Origin of the sequence: Kitasatospora sp. NPDC002551 (assembly GCF_040296005.1) — a bacterium.
Classification (GTDB): Bacteria; Actinomycetota; Actinomycetes; order Streptomycetales; family Streptomycetaceae; genus Kitasatospora.
Map to the genome: position 1 here is coordinate 1 of NZ_JBEOWI010000011.1, position 18,880 is coordinate 18,880.

Annotated in this window: 14 protein-coding genes and 1 pseudogene; 7 read left to right on the forward strand and 8 right to left on the reverse strand. The window is 74.5% G+C overall.

The window, feature by feature from the left end; genetic code table 11:
* Nucleotides 1-389, forward strand: a pseudogene (locus ABT093_RS12905) (TetR/AcrR family transcriptional regulator); the annotation flags it as partial.
* A gap of 38 nt (nt 390-427) precedes the next feature.
* Here ABT093_RS12905 and ABT093_RS12910 read toward each other — a convergent pair.
* The 4 genes from ABT093_RS12910 to ABT093_RS12925 form a co-directional block, all read right to left on the reverse strand.
* The gene (locus ABT093_RS12910) at nt 428-1,153 is read right to left on the reverse strand and encodes a ricin-type beta-trefoil lectin domain protein (RefSeq protein ID WP_350563487.1); all 726 of its coding nucleotides are present in this window, start codon (nt 1,151-1,153) and stop codon (nt 428-430) included.
* A gap of 291 nt (nt 1,154-1,444) precedes the next feature.
* Complete coding sequence (locus ABT093_RS12915) at nt 1,445-3,148, reverse strand: DEAD/DEAH box helicase (protein ID WP_502884213.1); 1,704 nt, start codon at nt 3,146-3,148, stop codon at nt 1,445-1,447.
* Nucleotides 3,149-3,306: 158 nt separating this feature from the next.
* The gene (locus ABT093_RS12920; protein ID WP_327676217.1) at nt 3,307-3,510 is read right to left on the reverse strand and encodes a cold-shock protein; all 204 of its coding nucleotides are present in this window, start codon (nt 3,508-3,510) and stop codon (nt 3,307-3,309) included.
* Nucleotides 3,511-3,830: 320 nt separating this feature from the next.
* A complete protein-coding gene (locus ABT093_RS12925; RefSeq protein ID WP_350563489.1) occupies nt 3,831-6,020 on the reverse strand; it encodes an MMPL family transporter in 2,190 nt (729 codons plus the stop codon).
* A gap of 567 nt (nt 6,021-6,587) precedes the next feature.
* Between ABT093_RS12925 and ABT093_RS12930 the strand changes: the two genes are divergently transcribed.
* The 3 genes from ABT093_RS12930 to ABT093_RS12940 all read left to right on the forward strand — a co-directional run bounded on the left by ABT093_RS12930 (nt 6,588) and on the right by ABT093_RS12940 (nt 10,927).
* A complete protein-coding gene (locus ABT093_RS12930; RefSeq protein WP_350563756.1) occupies nt 6,588-8,852 on the forward strand; it encodes an MMPL family transporter in 2,265 nt (754 codons plus the stop codon).
* A gap of 133 nt (nt 8,853-8,985) precedes the next feature.
* Nucleotides 8,986-9,879: a phosphotransferase enzyme family protein gene (locus ABT093_RS12935; RefSeq protein ID WP_350563491.1), complete on the forward strand. Its 894-nt coding sequence runs from the start codon at nt 8,986-8,988 to the stop codon at nt 9,877-9,879.
* 118 nt (nt 9,880-9,997) lie between these two features.
* Nucleotides 9,998-10,927 (forward strand): DUF3592 domain-containing protein, encoded by a 930-nt coding sequence (locus ABT093_RS12940; RefSeq protein ID WP_350563493.1) that lies wholly within the window; start codon nt 9,998-10,000, stop codon nt 10,925-10,927.
* A gap of 30 nt (nt 10,928-10,957) precedes the next feature.
* Here the strand turns inward: ABT093_RS12940 and ABT093_RS12945 are convergent, their stop codons facing one another.
* Nucleotides 10,958-11,659: an exonuclease domain-containing protein gene (locus tag ABT093_RS12945; RefSeq protein ID WP_350563495.1), complete on the reverse strand. Its 702-nt coding sequence runs from the start codon at nt 11,657-11,659 to the stop codon at nt 10,958-10,960.
* A gap of 93 nt (nt 11,660-11,752) precedes the next feature.
* Nucleotides 11,753-13,012: a Dyp-type peroxidase gene (locus tag ABT093_RS12950; RefSeq protein ID WP_350563497.1), complete on the reverse strand. Its 1,260-nt coding sequence runs from the start codon at nt 13,010-13,012 to the stop codon at nt 11,753-11,755.
* Nucleotides 13,013-13,319: 307 nt separating this feature from the next.
* On the opposite strand from ABT093_RS12950, the gene ABT093_RS12955 reads away from it, so the two are divergent.
* Both ABT093_RS12955 and ABT093_RS12960 read left to right on the forward strand, forming a co-directional pair.
* Nucleotides 13,320-13,571 (forward strand): hypothetical protein, encoded by a 252-nt coding sequence (locus tag ABT093_RS12955; protein WP_350563499.1) that lies wholly within the window; start codon nt 13,320-13,322, stop codon nt 13,569-13,571.
* 99 nt (nt 13,572-13,670) lie between these two features.
* Nucleotides 13,671-14,156 carry a GNAT family N-acetyltransferase gene (locus tag ABT093_RS12960; RefSeq protein ID WP_350563501.1) on the forward strand — a complete coding sequence of 162 codons (486 nt, stop codon included), beginning with the start codon at nt 13,671-13,673 and terminating at the stop codon, nt 14,154-14,156.
* Here ABT093_RS12960 and ABT093_RS12965 read toward each other — a convergent pair.
* Entirely contained in the window at nt 14,140-14,682 is a 543-nt protein-coding gene (locus ABT093_RS12965) for a hypothetical protein (RefSeq protein WP_350563503.1), read from the reverse strand. The two genes, ABT093_RS12960 and ABT093_RS12965, sit on opposite strands and share 17 nt — an antisense overlap.
* Before the next feature lie 128 nt (nt 14,683-14,810).
* Nucleotides 14,811-16,091: a DUF5919 domain-containing protein gene (locus tag ABT093_RS12970; protein WP_502884214.1), complete on the reverse strand. Its 1,281-nt coding sequence runs from the start codon at nt 16,089-16,091 to the stop codon at nt 14,811-14,813.
* Between the two features lie 570 nt (nt 16,092-16,661).
* Between ABT093_RS12970 and glgX the strand changes: the two genes are divergently transcribed.
* The gene (gene glgX, locus ABT093_RS12975; protein WP_350563505.1) at nt 16,662-18,809 is read left to right on the forward strand and encodes a glycogen debranching protein GlgX; all 2,148 of its coding nucleotides are present in this window, start codon (nt 16,662-16,664) and stop codon (nt 18,807-18,809) included.
* Nucleotides 18,810-18,880 lie beyond the last annotated feature (71 nt).

Below are 18,880 nucleotides of genomic sequence, written 5' to 3' on the forward strand. Positions count from 1 at the left end.
CGCACGCGCGCCCCCCCCTGGCGGGGCTGCGGCGCGGCGCCCCGCCGCTCGGCCCCGGCGGCGCGGACGGCGCCGCGCCCGCCCCGGCCGAGCGGCTGGCCGCCTTCTACGCGGCGATGGTCGAGCTGCTGGAGACCCATGTGCACCTGGTGCTCGGCGCGGAGACCGGCGCCGCCCGCTACCGCACAGGCGCCTACGCGTTCTGGCGGCTGCACGTCACCCACCTGGCGCGCGAGGCCGGCCGGCCGGACCCGGAGGTCCTGGCCGACCAGCTGCTCGCCCCGCTCGCCCCCGAGCTCTTCCGCCACCAGCGCGACGGCGGCCTCACCCCGGAACGGATCACGGCGGCCCTCGCCGCCCTGGCACACGGCGTGCTGGGCCGGGACTGAACGGATACCGGACGGCAGCCGGACCGCTGCCCGACGGGTCAGGCGGGCACGTGCCAGACCTGGTTGGCGGCGCCGTTGCAGTCCCAGATGCCCAGCTGGTTGCCGTTGGCGGTGGAGAAGCCGAGGTCGTCCAGGCAGCGCCCGGACTGCGGGTTGAGGATCGAGCCGTCGGCGCGGACCTGCCACTGCTGCGCGCCGGTGCCGTTGCAGGTGTACAGCTGGATCTTGGTGCCGTTGGCGGTGTTGCCGCCGGAGACGTCCATGCACTTGTTGAAGGCGCGGACGGTGCCGTCCACCGCGATCTTCCACTGCTGCGCGTTGGTGCCGTTGCAGTCGTAGATCTGGACGGGGGTGCCGTCGGAACTGCCGGCGCCCTTCACGTCGACGCACTTGTCCGCGTAGCCGGTGATCTGCCCGACCGGGCCGGCGGGCTGGGTGGGCAGCCGGCCGCCGTAGACGACGTGCGGGAAGACGACGGTGTCGTTGATGCCGCAGGAGCCGACCGACGTGCCGTCGCCGGCCACCGCGTAGCCGTTGACGGGCCGGGAGAACTGCACCGTGTGGTCGGCGTTCCAGTACTGACAGGTGGCGGTGACCCACCAGACCTGCAGCGGGTCGATGCCGGAGCAGACGCCGTAGGCGTTCCAGCTGCCGGTGTAGGTGTAACAGCCGCCGGCCGCCTGGGCGCTGACGGCCGGTGTGGCGAGGGAGGCGGCGGCGCCCAGCAGCGCGGCGGTGGAGAGGAGGGCGGCGGTACGACGCATCGGAAGGTCCTTCCGGAGACGGGGGAACCGGACGACCCGCATGACAGGGAACCGTGATGACGGTGCGACAGTTGTGCGGGCCGCGTGAAAGCGTCGGGGGATGCCTGGCCACGGTCAACAACGCGGGGGAACGATCACGCCAACGGTCCGTCCACGGAGGGAGGCCGGAGCGGGCGGGCGGGCGGAGACAGCGGCAGGCCGGGGCTCCGGGCGATCCGGCCGGAAAGCACCGCGGCCCGGCTCCCCCGTGCGGGGGAACCGGGCCGTCGGACGTCAGGCCGTGCCGGTCGCTCAGTCGGCCTTGCGGCGCTGGCGGCCGGTGCCGTAGTTGGCGCCGGACTTGGAGCCGCTGCCCGGCTTCGCCCGGCCCGCGGAGCGGCCGATGAAGCCGGCCGCCTGGCGCGACGCGCCGCCGCCCTGGCCGCCGGCCGCGCCGCCGCCACCGCCACCGAGGCGCTGCTTGGGCCGGGGGCGGCGCGGGTTGCCGTTCATGTCGACGTCCGCCGGCAGCGCCGAGCGCTTGCCGGAGCGGCGGCGCTGGCCGCCGGAGGTCTTCGCCTGACCCGGCTCCTCGCCGGCCGGGGCCGCGGTGGCCGCCGGGGCGGGCACGGTCAGGGCGACCGGCACGCCGCTCGGGGTGCGGGCGCCGGTGATCCGGCTCAGCTCGGCGTCGCCGGGGCGGACCTTGGTGGTGGTCGGACGGATCCCGGCCACCGTCATCAGCCGGCCGACCTCGCGCCGCTGGTCGGGCAGCACCAGGGTGACGACCGTGCCGGACTCGCCGGCCCGGGCGGTGCGGCCGCCGCGGTGCAGGTAGTCCTTGTGGTCGATCGGCGGGTCGACGTTGACGACCATGTCCAGGCCGTCGATGTGGATGCCGCGGGCGGCGACGTTGGTGGCGATCAGCGCGGTGACGTGGCCGTCCCGGAACTGGTCGAGCACCCGGTTGCGCTGCGGCTGGGACTTGCCGCCGTGCAGGGCGGCGGCCTTCACGCCGTTGGCGAGCAGCTGCTTGGCGAGCCGGTCGGCGCCGTGCTTGGTGTGCACGAACATGATCACGCGCCCGTCGCGGGAGGCGATGTGGGCGGTGGTGGACGCCTTGTCGGCCGGGTCGAGCTGGAGCACGTGGTGGTCCATGGTGGTGACCGCGCCGGCCGAGGGGTCGACGGAGTGGGTCACCGGGTCGCTCAGGAAGCGCTTGACCAGCCGGTCGACGTTGCGGTCCAGGGTGGCGGAGAACAGCATCCGCTGCCCGCCCTCGGCGACCTGCTCCAGCAGCTTGGTGACCTGCGGCAGGAAGCCCATGTCGGCCATCTGGTCGGCCTCGTCGAGCACGGTGATCGCGACGTCGGAGAGCCGGACGTCGCCGCGGCCGATCAGGTCGTCCAGCCGGCCGGGGGTGGCGACGAGGACCTCGGCGCCGCGCCGCACCGCGTTGGCCTGCCGGGTGATCGACATGCCGCCGACGACGGTGGCGATCCGCAGGTTGACGGCGGTGGCGTAGGGGGTGAGCGCCTCGGTGACCTGCTGGGCCAGCTCGCGGGTGGGCGTCAGCACCAGCGCCAGCGGGTGGCGGGCGTCGGCGCGCTTCCCGGCGGTGCGGGCGAGCAGCGGCAGGCCGAAGGCGAGCGTCTTGCCGGAGCCGGTGCGGCCGCGGCCGAGCACGTCACGGCCGGCGATCGAGTCGGGCAGCGTGGCGGCCTGGATCGGGAACGGCTCGGTGACGCCCTCGCGGGTCAGCGCGGACAGGATCGCCTTGGGCATCTCCAGCTCGGCGAAGCTCGCCGCCGGCGGCCGGGCCGGGGTGCCCTGGACGACGGTGAAGTCGGCGGGCTCGGCGACGCGCGGGGTGGTGCGGCGCGGCGGCCGGGAGGACGCGCCGGCGCGCGGGGTGCCGGTGCGCGGGGTGGCGGCGCCGGTGCGCGGGGCGCCGGAGCGGCCGCGGGGCTTGCGGGTACGGCCGCCGTCGCGGGCCGGCTGGGCAGGGGTGGTCACAGGGTTTCTCCGTCTGTAGCACGGCAGCCCCGGTCGGGGCTGGTCGGCCGTCGGGAGGAAGTGCGCCGCCCCGGCCGTTCGGCGGCATGGGCGAGGGCCCGCACCGTGCGGTGCGGGCCCTCGCTACGCGAGATCGCGAGTCAGCTCGGAGGCTGGACTCAGATGACGCGGATGTTCTCGGCCTGCGGGCCCTTCTGGCCCTGGGTGACGTCGAACTCGACCTTCTGGCCCTCGACGAGCTCACGGAAGCCCTGCGCGACGATGTTCGAGTAGTGCGCGAACACGTCCGGGCCGCCGGTCTCCTGCTCGATGAAGCCGAAGCCCTTCTCGCTGTTGAACCACTTCACGGTGCCGGTAGCCATAACCGTCTCCTCTAACTGGGGCATCGGAGCCCACACCTCGTGGACCCCAAGTAGCCGCGATCCCCATCCGGAGACTGAAACACCGGACAAAACAAATGCGCCTGTTGGTTGGGACCAGCAGGCGCACACAAGCGTTCATGGGAACCAAAACTGCAACTGACTCGACTGTAGCACGGCCGCACCCCGATTGACCGGGGATTTTCTGCCCGACAGATCACGTTTGCGGGCCCCGCGGAACGGGCAGACGGCGCCCGCCGAAGCGGGCGCCGTCCATGGCGGCACCGGGGTGTCGCCCTGCCGTCACCGGGGTGGCGGAGCGGTCAGTGCCGTCCGGCCGACTCCGGCAGGCCGTGCGCGGTGTACGGGCTCGCCGGCGCGCCGGCCGGGCCGCCGTGGCCGCCCGTCGCGTCGCCGCCGTGGCCGGGCCACCAGGCGGCCTTGCCGACCAGCGCGGTGAGCGCCGGGGTGAAGAACATCGCCATCACGAAGGCCGCCAGGAAGATCCCGAAGGCCATGCCGAAGCCGAACTCCAGCATGAAGATGTTGCCCGCGAGCATGAACGTCGCGAACGACACCGCCAGGATGAAGCCGGCCGCCGCGACGGTCGGGCCGCCGTGGCGCACCGCCTCGCGGGCCGCCTCGCGCGGGTTGCGGCCCGCGCGGGCCTCCTCGCGCAGACGGGCGATGATCAGGATGTTGTAGTCGGTCCCGATCGCCACCACGAAGAGGTAGATGAGGATCGGCAGCATGAACATCATGCCGTGCTCGCCCTTGATGTTCTGGAACAGCAGGGTCGAGGAGCCCAGGGTGGCGGTGAAGCCGAGGCCGACCGAGGCCATCAGGTACCAGGGGGCGACCACGCTGCGCAGCTGGAGGGCCAGGATCAGCAGGATCAGCAACCCCGCGATCGGGAACACCAGCTTGTAGTCGTGGCTCATCGCCAGGTTGATGTCCTTGTAGATCGCGGTGATGCCGCCGACCTTGGCCTCGCTGCCGGACGGCGCCTGGTCGTGGGCGACCTTGCGCAGCTCGGTGACGGTGTCGATCGCCTCGTTGCCGGACGGCTCGCTCTTGAGCAGGACGGTGAAGTCCGCCGTCATGCCGTCCTTGCTGACCTGCGGCTCGGCCTCGGCCTCGGCGACGCCGGGGACGGCGCCGAGCTTGGCGGCGTAGCCGGTGAACGCGCTCTGGTCGAGCTTGGCGCCGCCGGTGGAGGTCAGGTAGACGTGCGTCGGGTCCGCGGCACCGGCCGAGAACGCGCTGACCATCTTGTCCTGGACGACCATCGACTCCTTGGTCTTGGGCATGGAGCTGCCCGCGAGGTCGAAGGTGCCGTTGTAGCCGAGGGCGCCGGCGGTCAGCGCCAGCAGCACGCCGCCGGAGGCGACGGCCACCAGGGCCGGGCGCTTCTCGACCACGCGGCCGAGCGCGGCGAACCGGGCGTCGCTCGGCTCGCGCATCCACTTCTTGCCGGGCCAGAACACCCCGCGGGCCGGGATGACCGTGAGCACGGCCGGGGCCAGGGTGAGCGAGGCGAAGGCGGTGACGACGACCGCGATGGCCAGCGCCGGGCCGAGCGCCTTGAACATGCCGAGGCTGGAGAGGACCAGCACCGCGAAGGCGACGGTGACCGCGCCGGCCGCGGAGGCGATGGCCTCACCGACCCGGCCGACGGCGTTGACCACGGCCTCCTGCCGGGTGTCGCCCGCCCGCAGCCGCTCGCGGTAGCGGAAGGCGAGGAACAGGAAGTAGTCGGTGCCGACGCCGAGCACCACGACGATCAGGATCGCCGAGAGCACCGGGGTGGACTTCAGGTCGAAGGCCTTGGTGGCGTAGGCGATCAGGCCGTTGGCGGTCGGCATGGCGATCACCAGCGAGAGCAGCACCGGCAGCAGGCCGGCCAGCACGCTGCGGAAGATGATGCCGACGATGATCGCGACCAGCACGACGCTGCTGATGCCGATGACGGCGTCGGCCGCGCCGGAGGACTCCTGCTGGTCCAGCTGCTGGGCGGCGGAGCCGCCGAGCTGGAACTTCAGGTCGCCGCCCTGGGCGAGCGCCTTGCCCTCCTCGCGGACCTTCTTGGCGACCTCGCCGAACTTCTCCGAGTTCTGGGTGGTCTTGTCGATCGCGATCGGCGCCAGCGCGTACTTGCCGTCCTTGGACGTCGACTGGTCGCTGAGCGGGACGATCTGCTCGACGTGCTCGATCTTCTTGTCGGTGAGCCCCTGGATGATCTTCGCCGCGGCGGCCTTGTCGCCGGCCGTCAGCGGGCCGCCGTCGTTGCGCTCGAACAGGGCGAGCGCGGACGGCGTGAAGCTCGCCGGGAACGCCTCCTCCTGCAACTGCGCGGCCTGGATGGACTCGTAGTGCTTCGGGAGGAACGCGGCCTCGTCGGTCTGGGCAGTGATCTTCGGCGCCGTGACCGCGATGGCGAGCATCGCGACGATCCAGCCGGCGATCACCCACCAGGCGCGACGGACGACGAATTGTCCTAGTCGGTGGAACATGCTCGTAATGCCTCCTGGGCATGGTTCACCGCAGCCCTTGGGGGACGGGACGCCGGGCGACGGATCGAGGATCGGCCCGGCCGGTGCGGGGGCACTGGCCTAGCCGGTCGGCAGGTAAGTACGTGAAGGGGGCCCATCCTACGGGCACTTGCTAGCCGACCGGCAAGCAGTTTTCCCCTGACCCCGTTGCCGCAGGCCGACCCCCCGGGGACGCCGTGAAGCGACCCTGACCCATCTTCGCGCCCGCACGACCCCCGGGGCCTCGTGCTGGGGGTGGATCCGGCTCCCCCTCAGGGTGGAGTCCGCGCCCCGATCCCCAGGAGGAGATATCAGGGTAGGCGGGTAGGGAAAACCCCACCCCGCCCCCGAGGAAGACCACAGGGAGGACTCCCCCGCCAGCCGGATACCCCGTCACCTGCGGCTTCCCTAGGGTCATTTGCGACGCCGGGCCGCACCCCGGTGTCCCACATCCCGGCGGCCGACCACCGCCGTAGGCCCGGCCCGCGCCCGCCACCGATCCCGGCGCCGGCCGCATTCCCAGGGGGAAGCGTGAAGAGCAAGCTCGGCATGGCCGCCGCCATGGGCGCGTGGAGCGCCCGGCACAGAAAGACCGCCGTCTTCGGCTGGCTGCTGTTCGTCGTCCTCGCCGCCGTCCTCGGAGGCATGCACGGCAGCACCAAGGTCACCGACGCCGAGGCGATGCCCGGCCAGGTCTCCCGGGCCGCCGAGATCCTCGACCAGGCCGGCCTCAAGCCCCCGTCCACCGAGACCGTGCTCGTCCAGAGCACCGGCCTGACCGCCGACGCCCCCGCCTTCCGGGCCGCCGTCGACCAGGTCGTCGGCGCGGTCAACGGCACCGGCAAGGCCACCGACGTCCGCTCCCCCTACGACACCGGGGCGCTCTCCGCCGACGGCCGCTCTGCCCTCGTCCAGCTCACCGTGAAGGGCGAGCGCGAGGAGGCGGTGAAGAACGTCACCGCCGTGGTCGACGCCGTCGCCGCCGTCCAGAAGCAGCACCCCGACCTCACCGTGGTCGAACTCGGCGACGCCAGCTCCGGCAAGTGGATGGACGAGCAGTTCGCCGACGACTTCGCCCGCGCCGAGTGGACCGCCGTCCCGCTCGCCCTCGGCATCCTGCTGGTCGCCTTCGGCGCGCTGGTCGCCGCCGTACTGCCGGTGGTGCTCGCGCTCACCGCCTTCATCGCGGCCGGCGGGCTCGTCGCGCTCAGCAGCGGCCTGCTGCACACCAGCAACAGCGCCAGCTCGGTGATGCTGCTGGTCGGCCTCGCCGTCGGCGTCGACTACTGCCTCTTCTACCTGCGCCGCGAGCGCGAGGAGCGGGCCGCCGGGCGCGACCTGGAGACCGCCCTGCGGATCGCCGCCGCCACCAGCGGCCGGGCGGTGCTGGTCTCCGGCGTCACCGTGGTGATCGCCATGGCCGGCATGTTCCTCACCGGCATCGCCGAGTTCGAGTCCATGGCGTACGCCACCATCGTGGTCGTCGTCACCGCGGTGCTCGGCTCGCTCACCGTGCTGCCCGCCCTGCTCTCGATGCTCGGCGACAAGGTCGGCAAGGGCCGGGTGCCCTTCCTCGGCCGGCTGCGCCGCCCCGACGCCGCGACCACCGGCGGCCGGTTCTGGAACGCCGTGCTGACCCCGGTGCTGCGCCGCCCGCTGGCCGCCACCGTGCTCGCCGGGGCCGTACTGATCGGCCTGTCCGCCCCGCTGCTCACCATGCACACCGCCAACCTGACCTTCCAGCAGCAGCTGCCCAAGGGCAACGAGCTGGTCGCCGTCTCGCAGAAGATCGAGGCCGCCTTCCCCGGCAGCCCGGCGCCCGCGTCCGTGGTCGTCAAGGCCGCCGACATCGACTCCCCGGCGATGACCGCGGCGATCGCCGACCTCAAGGCCCGCGCCCTGGCCAGCGGGCAGATGCACGGACCGGTGGACGTCACCGTCCACCCGCGGCAGAACGTCGCCACCGTCGACATCCCGCTCAACGGCACCGGCAACGACAAGGTCAGCAACACCGCGCTGAAGACCCTGCGCGAGCAGCTGGTGCCCGCCACCGTGCTCACCGTGCCCGGTACCGAGGCCCCGGTCACCGGCCGCACCGCCGGCTCGTACGACTTCAACGCCAAGATGACCGGCTCGATGCCGCTGGTCTTCGGCTTCGTGGTGGCCTTCGCCTTCCTCCTGATGCTCACCTCCTTCCGCTCGCTGGCCGTCGCCGGCACCGCCGTGGTGCTCAACCTGCTGTCGGTCGGCGCCGCGTACGGAGTGCTGACGCTGGTCTTCCAGCACGGCGTGGGGGCCTCGCTGCTGGGCACCGAGGGCGTCGGCGCGGTGGAGTCCTGGGTGCCGCTGTTCCTCTTCGTGATCCTCTTCGGCCTCTCGATGGACTACCACGTCTTCGTGGTCTCCCGGATCAAGGAGGGCCGTGACCGCGGCCTGCCGACCCGGGCCGCGATCGCCCACGGCATCCGCTCCACGGCCGGGGTGGTCACCAGCGCCGCGGTGATCATGGTGGCGGTGTTCGCGGTCTTCGGCACGCTGTCCATGCAGGCCATGAAGCAGATGGGCGTCGGCCTCGCGGTCGCGGTGCTGGTCGACGCGACGATCATCCGCGCGGTGCTGCTGCCCTCGGTGATGACCCTGCTCGGCGAGCGCAACTGGTACCTGCCGCGCTGGCTCGGCTGGCTGCCCGACCTCTCGCACGGCGAGAGCGTCCCGCCGCTGGGCGCCGCCGCCGCGGGCCAGGCGCCGCCGGCCCCGCAGACCGGGCAGGAGCCGCGGCCCCACCAGGCCCGGCACCGCCGGATCGAGGTCTGACCCTTCCCCCGCGGTCCCCGGACCCGCAGACCTCGCACGACGCCGGGCCCCGCGTGACGCGGGGCCCGGCACCCGTTTGCCAGAATGATCGCCCACCCTCACCCGGCTGTCATGCAAGGAAACGGACACCCCCATGCTCCCCTTCGACGAGGGGCGGGCCCGGCTGCTGCTCGCCCACGCCTGCGAGTCGGCCGGCCTGCCCGGCCCCGGCGACGCCCGGCTGCTCGCCCTCGGCGAGAACGCCGTCTTCGACCTCGGCGACCCGGCCGTGGTCGCCAAGGTCGGCCGCGCCCCGGAACTGTACGAGCGCGCCCGCCGCGAGCTCGCCGTCGCCGACTGGCTGGCCGGCCACGGCGTCCCGGTGGTCCGCCCGTACGACGCGGTGCCCGTCGAACCGCAGGCCGCCCACGGCCACCCCGTCACGTTCTGGCACCGGCTGGCCCCCTCCGAGCGGCCCGCCCGCCCGGTCGACCTCGCCCCGCTGCTGCACACCCTGCACCGGCTGCCCGAGCCGCCGTTCACCCTCGGCCGGCGCGACCTGCTGGCACCCGTCGAGCGCTGGCTCGCCTCCGCCGAGGGCCACGTCGACCCGGCCGACGTCGACTTCCTGCGCCGGCGCCGGGACGCCTTCGCCGACGAGGCGGCCGCGCTGGTCCCGCGCCTGCCGACCGGGGTGATCCACGGCGACGCGCTGCCGCGCAACGTCCACGTCGGGCCGGACGGGCCGGTCCTGCTCGACCTGGAGTTCGTCGCCGACGACCTGCGCGAGCACGACCTGGTGGTGCTCGCGCTCGCCCACGACCGGTACGGCGTGCCGGGCGAGGAGTACCGGGCGTTCACCGAGGCCTACGGCTGGGACGTGCGCGAGTGGCCCGGCTTCGCGGTGCTGCGCGGCGCGCGGGAGACGGCGAGCGCCTCCTGGGTCGCGCAGCAGGCGCCGGGCAACCCGGCGGCGCTCGCGGAGTTCCGGCGGCGGGTGGACTCGCTGCGGACGGGCGCCACGGAGGTGCGCTGGTACCCGTTCTGACGCCGTCCCCACCGGCCGGTGCCGACAGGCACCGGCCGGTGGGGGTGCCGGGGGCGGGCGGCGCGCACGGCGTTCCCCGTTGCCCGGGCCGTCACCCGGGCGCCCTACACTCCGCCCCATGGCCACCGATCACACCACCGCCCTCGGACCGCGCCTGAGCAGCGGTCGGATCATCGGACTCGTCATCGTCGCCGGGTTCACCGCGGCCGCCGGCTGGCTCACCGCCACCGGCTTCGTCCACGCCTACGGGACCGACGCCTGCGGCCCCGAACAGCGGTGCAACGGCTTCGGCACCGCCGGGTACCTGGCCGGTGGCATCCTGCTCTGGCTGCTGTCCCTGGTGTCCGCCGCCACCACCGCGCACGGCGACGCCCCCACCACCGAGCCCTCGGCCACCTCCGACCGGGGCGTCCTGCTGGGCTGCGTCGCCCTCGGCCTGCTCGGCGCGGCCCTCGCCAACGGCTCCTTCCACCCCTGGCCGCTGGTCCCCGTCCTCCCGCTCGCCCTGCTCACCGCCGTCCTCGACCGGCACGGCGCCCGCCGCTGGCGCGCGTTCCGGCTGGAGGCCCGGCGCCGGGCCGACCGGCAGGGCCGCCTGGAGCAGTACGGCGTCACCGTCCCCGGCCGGATCACCGGCCTCACCCCTACCGGGACCACCTCCAACGACTGCCCGGAACTGCGGCTCACCGTCGAGTTCACCACGATCGACGGAGCGCGCCGCACGACCACCGTCACCGACGCCTTCCCCGCCTTCGACGCCCCGCGCCGGGGTGCCCTCACCGAGGTCCGCTACGACCCCGCCGACCCGGAGAACGTCCACGCCTCCCTCACCGCCGGGGCCGTCCCGGACGCCCCCGCCCTCGACCTGATCGCCGCCCTGGAACGCCTCACCGCCCTGCACCGCGACGGCGCCCTGGACGCCGCCGAGTTCGCCGCCGCCAAGGCCCGCCTGCTGGGGACCGGCTCCGCCTCCGTCCACCCGCCGCATCCCCCGCAGGACGCGGTCGTCCACCGGACCGCCCGCCCGGGAACGGACGGCCCGCGTTAGCCATCCGCGCTCAGGCGCCGAGGGCCGGGCTCAGCGCAGCGGCCAGCGGGGGTCGATGACGGCCTCGGGGTCCTTGCCGCGGCGCAGCCAGGACTGGAGGCCCTCGGCCCAGTCGCGGTACCACTCGACCTGCCGGGCGTGGAGGTCGGCGACCGGGACGCCGCCGACCCGGTCGGGGTAGTGCTCGGCGAGGGCGACCGCGACCCGGACGGCGGCGAGGGCGTCGCTGCCCGCCTCGTGGGCGTCGGTCAGTTCGACGCCGTACACCTCGCAGACCCGCTGGAGGGTGCGCGAGCCCTTGCGGTACTTGTCCACCGCGCGGTCGATGACCAGCGCGTCGAGCACGGGCGCCACCGGCCCGCCGAGCCGCTCGGCGAGCACCGGCAGACCGTGCCGGCGCAGCTCGGCGTCGAGCAGCGAGAGGTCGAAGGGCGCGTTGAAGGCGACCACCGGCCGCCCGGCGGCCAGCCGTTCGCACAGCGCCGCGGCTATCTCGTCCACCGCCTCCTTCGCCGGCCGCCCCTCGGCCCGCGCCAGCCCGTCCCCGATCCCGTGGATCGCCTCGGCCTCGGCGGGAATCGGCACCCCCGGATCGATCAGCCACCCGGTGGCACCCAGCCGGCGGGCCCCGACGGTGTCCACGAGGGCGGCCGTGACGATGCGGTCCACGGCCGGGTCGGTGCCCGTGGTCTCCAGGTCGAAGCCGACCAGTGGCTGCTGCCACCAGCTCATAAGGGTGTGTCCTTCCGTCCTCCGGTGCGAAGCAGCCCCTATCATCACCCGCCCCACCGACAATCCGGCCGGTGGGGCGGGTGGCGGGCGGTCTCAGCCGGGGGCGAGGAGGGTGCGGCCGAGCCAGTCGGCGGCGTCGCGGGCGCCGGGGAGGACGTAGAAGTAGCCGCCGCCGGTGGGGCGGAGGAAGCGGGCGAGGGGTTCGTGGGCCAGGCGGGTCTGGACGGCCTCGAACTGGCGGGCGAGGTCCTGCTGGTAGCAGCAGAAGGCGAGGCCGAGTTCGGGGACGCCGGTGGTGTCGAGGCCCCGGTCGTAGTTGAAGGCGCGGCGCAGGATGCGGCTGGCGCGGGTGGCGTCGGTGCGCGGGTTGGCGAGGCGGATGTGGGAGTCGAGGGCGATCACGGCGCCGTTCGGGTCCTGGGTGTAGTCGGGGGCGTCGTTCTCGCCGGCACGGCCGAGCGGGGCGCCGTCGGCCTTGCGGCGGCCGATCATCCGTTCCTGGTCGCGCAGCGGCACCTCGTCCCAGGAGGCGGTCAGGGTGCGCACGGCGCGGATCACCTGGTAGCTGCCGCCGGCCGCCCAGGCCGGCTCGCCGCTGTTCGCGCCGACCCAGACCAGCTCGTCCATCTGCCGGGCCGAGTCGGTGTCGGGGTTCTCGATGCCGTCCTTGAAGCCGAGGAGGTTGCGGGCGGCGCCGCTCGGACGGGCGCGGTTCTGGTGGCCGTCGAGCTGCCAGCGCGGCCCGAGCGCCCGGCCGGCGACGCGCAGCAGGTCGCGGACCGTGTGCTGGACGGTGTCGCGGTCCTCGGCGCAGACCTGGAGGGAGAGGTCGCCGTGGCACTCGGCGGGGCGCAGGGCGTCGCCGGGGAAGGCCGGCATCGCGGTGAGCCGGGTGGGGCGGGCGTCGGCGAGGCCGTAGCGGGCGTCGAAGAGCGAGGCGCCGACGCCGACGGTGACGGTGAGGTCGTCGGTGGGCAGGGCGTCGGGGCCCAGGGTGCCGCTGTCGGCGGGGGCGGCGGCCGGGCCGAGGTCGGGCGGGGTGCCGCCGCCGGTGAGGAAGCGGATCCGGTCGGTCAGGGTGCGCAGCAGCTTCTCCAGCGCGGCCCGGTCGGCGACGCGCACGTCGAGGGCGAGGAAGGTGCCGTGGCCGGGCGGCGGGTTGAGGATGCCCGCCTGGTGGACGCCGTGGAAGGGGATCCGCCCGGCGGTGGCGCGCGGCGCGGCGGCGGCCGGGGCGGGGCCGCCGGGGCCGAGGGCGATCGCCCCGGCGCCGAGCGCGGCGCGGACGAAGCCTCGGCGCGAGGCGCCGGGGCGCCCGGGCGTGCCCGGGCCGGTGGTGTGCTGGCTGGTCAACGGCGGGCCTTCCGGGGCGGCGGAACGGGAGGGCGCGGGCCCGGTACCGGGCCGCTGATCAGGAACCCGACGCTAGCAATCCGCACCCCGCCCCACCCCCGCGTGCCCGCCCCGGCCGCCGGTGACCATCCGTCCGGCGCAGCGCACGAGCCGTCCGGGACGGCGTCCGGGACGCGGCGCGCGCCCCAGGTCGGCACCGTCCGGCCGTCCGGGACGGCGCCGGGCGGTTGAACCGGACCGGGCGGCCCGGATTCGGTGGCACCAGGCATCCGCTCCGCCACCCGGCGGACGACGAAGGGACAGGCCCATGCGCATCCGCCTCCTGCTCTCCGGCGCGGCCCTCACGGCCGCCGCCCTGCTGGGCACCACGGCCGCCACCGCCCACGCCGCCCCGAGCGGCGGCACGGGCTCCGCCGTGAGCGTCGCGGCGGGCTACTGGAAGAAGATCGGCCGCTACTCCTACGCGGACTGCGTCGATCTGCGGGACTCCTACGCCGGCGAGGCGCAGTGCCGCTCGGCCGGCGGCGGCAGGTACGACCTGTGGATCTGGGTCCCGTAACCACCTCCGGGCCCGGCAACCCCGGGCGGCCCGGCGGGCGGGCATCCGCCGGGCGGGCCCGGGCGCCGGGCCGCCCGGGCGGGCTGGAACACTGCGGGGGTGACCGACACGACCGACACCCCGGCCTGGACCCTGCGCCCGGGCAGGCTCGCCGACGTCGAGCCGATCGCCGAGCTGCGCGCCGAGGTCATGCGCCCCGACCTGGTCCGGCTCGGCCGCTACGACGAGCACCGGGTCCGCCGGCGGCTGCGGGACACCTTCTCCACCCGGTACACCTCGGTCGTCGAGGTCGGCGGCATCCTGGCGGGCTGCGTCACCGTCCGGCCGCACGAACGGGGCGGCCGGCTGCTGGAGCACTTCTACCTCTCCCCCGCGCACCAGGGCCGGGGCCTGGGGACCGCCGTCCTGCGGCACGTCCTCGCGCAGGCCGACGCCGTGCCGGCCGAGGTCCGGCTGGTGGTCGTCCAGGGCAGTGCCGCCCGCCGGCTGTACGAGCGGCACGGCTTCGCGGTGGAGGCGCAGGACCCGGTCGACGTGTACCTGCTCCGCCCGGTCGGGGGCGGGCCGGTCAGCCCCGGACGGTGAAGCCGCCCCGGACGGCGCCGAGGTCCTGACCGGTGTCGGCCAGGATCCGGCAGGGGGCGGCCACGGGCGGGGCGTCCACCGTCCTCGGGATGCCCGTCCAGGCGATCCGGAACCCGCCCCGGCCGTCCGGACGGAAGGCGAAGGCCACCTCGGGGTGCCAGCCGCTCGCCACCGGCGGCACCGGCTCCAGGGCGGGGCCGGCGGTGTACGTCACCGAGTCGGCGGTGCCGGTGAGGACGACGGTGCCGGCCGTCTCGGTCAGGCAGTCCACCCGGACCTCGACCCGCGCGGTGAACTGGCGGTCCGTGCCGCGCTCGAACACGTGCTGGATGGTGGCGTGGCCCCGGCCACCGTGGGCGGCGACGCCCAGGGTGAGCAGCTGGGTCGGATCGGGGACACCCCCGAGCGGGGCGAGCGCGGCCCACCCGTGCAGGCGCGTGGACGCCGGACCGGCCGAAGCGGCCGGGGCGGCGCAGAGCGCCAGGATGCTCGCGAGCGCGGCGGCGCCCAGCAGGTGCTTGCGCATGATCGGACCTCGTTCCTCGAAGGCGGCCGGACCGGTGCCGGCCCGCTGCCTCCACCCTCCCGGCCGCCCCGGGGCCGCCGCCTCCGCCGCGAGGAGGGACCGCGTCCCCCTCCCGGGGGAGCCCCGGTTCAGGAGACCGGCCGGGAGTCCGCCCAGACGCCCTCGAACTCCTCGCGGTAGACCTCCAGCAGCCCGGCGTCCGTGCCGCCCGGCTGCTGGCCCGCGCCGCCGCGCAGCACCAGGGCGGGCGACTCCATGCCGCGGGCGCGCCGCAGGTAGGGCTGGACGACGCCGAGGTCGCGGGTCTGGCGGCGCCCGCCGGGGGCCGGGGCGGCGGAGGGCGCGCCCTCGACCAGGTAGGCGGTGAAGCGCGGGGTCTCGTCGAACACCCGGATCTCGAAGCCGCCCTGGTCGCGCAGCGCGGCCCGGACCCGGCGCACGTGCAGGATGTTCATCTGGATCGAGCGGCCCAGCTCGCCGCGCCCGATGCCCAGTTCGCGCTCGCGGCGGCGCACGGCGCTGCTGGCCGGGTTGAGGAAGAGCAGCCGCACCCGGCAGCCGTCGGTGGCGAGGCGCACCAGCCGCTTGCCGGTGTAGTTCTGGCAGAGCATGCCGAGGCCGATGCCGAGCGCGTCCAGCCGCCGGGCGCCGTCGAGCAGGTCCTCGACCGGCAGGTCGCGCTGGAGCCGGACCCGGTCGGGGTGGACGGCGACGACGTCCGCGTACCGGCCGGCGACCAGCGATTCGACGACGTCGGCGGGCACGGCGCCGGCGCCGCCGTCGAACAGGGCGAGCAGCCGGGCGGCGGCCCGCTCGGTCTGGGCGAGGACGGTCGGGGTGAGGACGCGGTTGCGGGAGACGACGTGCCGGGCGACCTCCAGCTCGTCGAGGGCCAGCTCGATCTCCCGGCGGTCGGCCAGGTAGGGCTCGAAGCACGGCCAGTGCTGGATCATCAGCTCGCGCAGCTGCGGCAGGGTGAGGAAGACCAGCGGGTCGTCGTCGGCCGGGTCGAGCAGGTAGCCCTTGCGCCGGCTGACCTCGCGCACGGCGCCGGCCCGGTGCGCCCACTCCTCGCCGGCCGGGCCGGCCGCCGCGGTGACCCAGTCCTCGCCGTGGGCGGGCGCGTAGATCGGGTGCAGCACCTCGTCGACGAGCGAGCGCAGCCGCTGCTCGACCAGGTTGAGCCAGACGTAGGCGCGGCCGGAGAGCCGGACCCGCTGGTAGGCGTCCTCCCACTCGGCGCCGGACCAGGCCAGCGCGGGGACCTCGACCGGTCCGCCCTGGGCCGGGACGAGCGAGCGCCCGCCGGTCAGCGCGGGCCGCATGACCACCGTCGGCGCCTCGCTGCGGGCGCCGCCCCGGTCGGGGCCGCCGGGCCCACCGCCACGACCGCCGGCGGGGAACACCATGCGCCACCTCACCTGGTTCCTGCTGGGAGCCGCCGGGGCGGCCGCTCGGAGCTGTCTGCCTGCTGTCCGGCCGGTCGGCCGCACGGCGTCCCGCCCGACGCACCGGCGGTTCGCCGCCGGTTCGCCTGATGGACCGCCACGAGCCCCGGGCGGGCCGGACGATCAAGGGTACTGCCCGCCGCGAACCGCCCGCAGCCGGTTGGACCACGGCGCCCGCCGGGCCCGGGGGTGCGCCCCAACCGTCTCACCCGCCCCGCGCACCACGGAAGCCCCGCGACGGGGCCGGGCCCCGTCCCGCAGACGCCGCCGCGCCGGATCCGGGGCGTTCCGCGGCCGCCCCCGGGCGGCCATGGGGACACCCGTTCGGGCGAACACGGCACAAATGGCCCCGCCGTCGGGGAAAGCGTCGGGGAGTATGCGGTCTGTGCCGCCCGTGCGCCGTACGTCACGGCGCCCGGCCGGCACGCGCGCCCGCCCGCCCGGCCGGGTGCGACGCGTGCCCCCGCGGTCCGGGCCCCGACCATCGGACGGTCCGTCAGTTCTCCTTCTACGCAAGGAAGGCGAGGAACCATGCAGGTCTGGCCAGGGACCCCCTACCCGCTCGGCGCCACCTACGACGGGGCCGGCACCAACTTCGCGGTGTTCTCCGAGAGCGCCGACCGGATCGAGCTCTGCCTGCTCGCCGAGGACGGTTCGGAGACGGCCGTCGAGCTGCGCGAGACCGACGCCTTCGTCCGGCACGCCTACCTCCCCGGCGTCCAGCCCGGCCAGCGCTACGGCTTCCGCGTCCACGGCCCGTACAACCCGGGCCTCGGCCAGCGGCACAACAGCGCCAAACTGCTGCTGGACCCGTACGCCAAGGCGATGAGCGGCCACATCGACTGGGACGAGTCGGTCTACGGCTACCACTTCGGCGCCCCCGAGCGCCGCAACGACCTCGACTCCGCCCCGCACACCATGCACTCGGTGGTGATCAACCCCTACTTCGACTGGGGCACCGACCGACCGCCGCGCACCGACTACCACCGCACCGTGCTCTACGAGGCCCACGTGAAGGGCCTGACCAAGCTGCACCCGGGCATCCCCGAGGAGATCCGCGGCACCTACGCGGGCGTCGCCCACCCCGCCGTCATCGAGCACCTCGCCAAGCTCGGGGTCACCGCGATCGAGCTGATGCCGGTGCACCAGTTCGTCCGCGACCACCGGCTGCGCGACCTCGGCCTGGCCAACTACTGGGGCTACAACACCGTCGGATTCTTCGCCCCGCACTCCTCCTACTCCTCCACCGGCGACCGGGGCCAGCAGGTGCAGGAGTTCAAGTCGATGGTGAAGGCGCTGCACGCGGCCGGCATCGAGGTCATCCTCGACGTCGTCTACAACCACACCGCCGAGGGCAACCACCTCGGGCCCACACTCTCCCTGCGCGGCCTGGACAACGTCTCCTACTACCGCCTGGCCCGGGACCAGCGGTTCTACGAGGACACCACCGGCACCGGCAACAGCCTGCTGATGCGCAGCCCGCACGTGCTCCAGCTGATCATGGACTCGCTGCGCTACTGGGTCACCGAGATGCACGTGGACGGCTTCCGCTTCGACCTCGCCGCCACCCTCGCCCGGCAGTTCCACGAGGTGGACCGGCTCTCCTCGTTCTTCGACCTCGTCCAGCAGGACCCGGTGGTCTCGCAGGCCAAGCTGATCGCGGAGCCCTGGGACCTCGGCGAGGGCGGCTACCAGGTCGGCAACTTCCCGCCGCTGTGGACGGAGTGGAACGGCATGTACCGGGACACCGTCCGCGACCTGTGGCGCGGCGAGAACGCCGCGCTCGCCGAGTTCGGCTCCCGGCTCACCGGCTCCTCCGACCTCTACCAGGACGACGGCCGCCGTCCGATCGCCTCGATCAACTTCGTCACCTGCCACGACGGCTTCACCCTGCGCGACCTGGTCTCCTACAACGAGAAGCACAACGAGGCCAACGGCGAGAGCAACCGGGACGGCGAGTCCTTCAACCGCTCCTGGAACTGCGGCGTCGAGGGCCCCAGCGACGACCCGGCCGTCGAGGAGCTGCGGGCGCGCCAGCAGCGCAACTTCCTCGCCACCCTGATGCTCTCCCAGGGCGTGCCGATGCTCTCCCACGGCGACGAGTTCGGCCGCACCCAGCAGGGCAACAACAACGCCTACTGCCAGGACAACGAACTCACCTGGGTGCACTGGCCGAAGGACGACGGGGCGCGGACCCGGCTGCTGGAGTTCACCCAGCAGATGGTCTGGCTGCGCCGCGACCACCCGGTGTTCCGGCGCCGGCGCTTCTTCCACGGCCGCCCGGTCCCGGGCCGGGCCGCCGGGGAGGGCGGGGGCGGCGGCGAGTACGAGGACCTCACCGACATCGCCTGGTTCACCCCCGGCGGGGAGGAGATGACCAAGCGCAACTGGGGCGCCAGCTACGCCAAGTCGCTCACCGTGTTCCTGAACGGCTACGCCATCTCGGAGCCGGACCGGCGCGGCGGGCGGATCGTCGACGACTCCTTCCTGCTGATGTTCAACGCCCACTTCGAGCCGCTGGAGTTCACCGTGCCGGCCGGGCACGGGCAGGAGTGGCAGGTGGTGGTGGACACCGCCCGGCCCCGGCTGCCCGCGCCCGGCGCCGAGGCCCGGGTCAAGGCCGGGGACACCCTGTGGCTGACCGACCGCTCGCTGATGGTGCTGCAGCGCCCCGCCTGAGCAACGTCCGCGCCGGGCCGCACCGGTGTCCCGGTTCGCCGACGGATCTTGCGCACCGGCCGTCGCGCGGG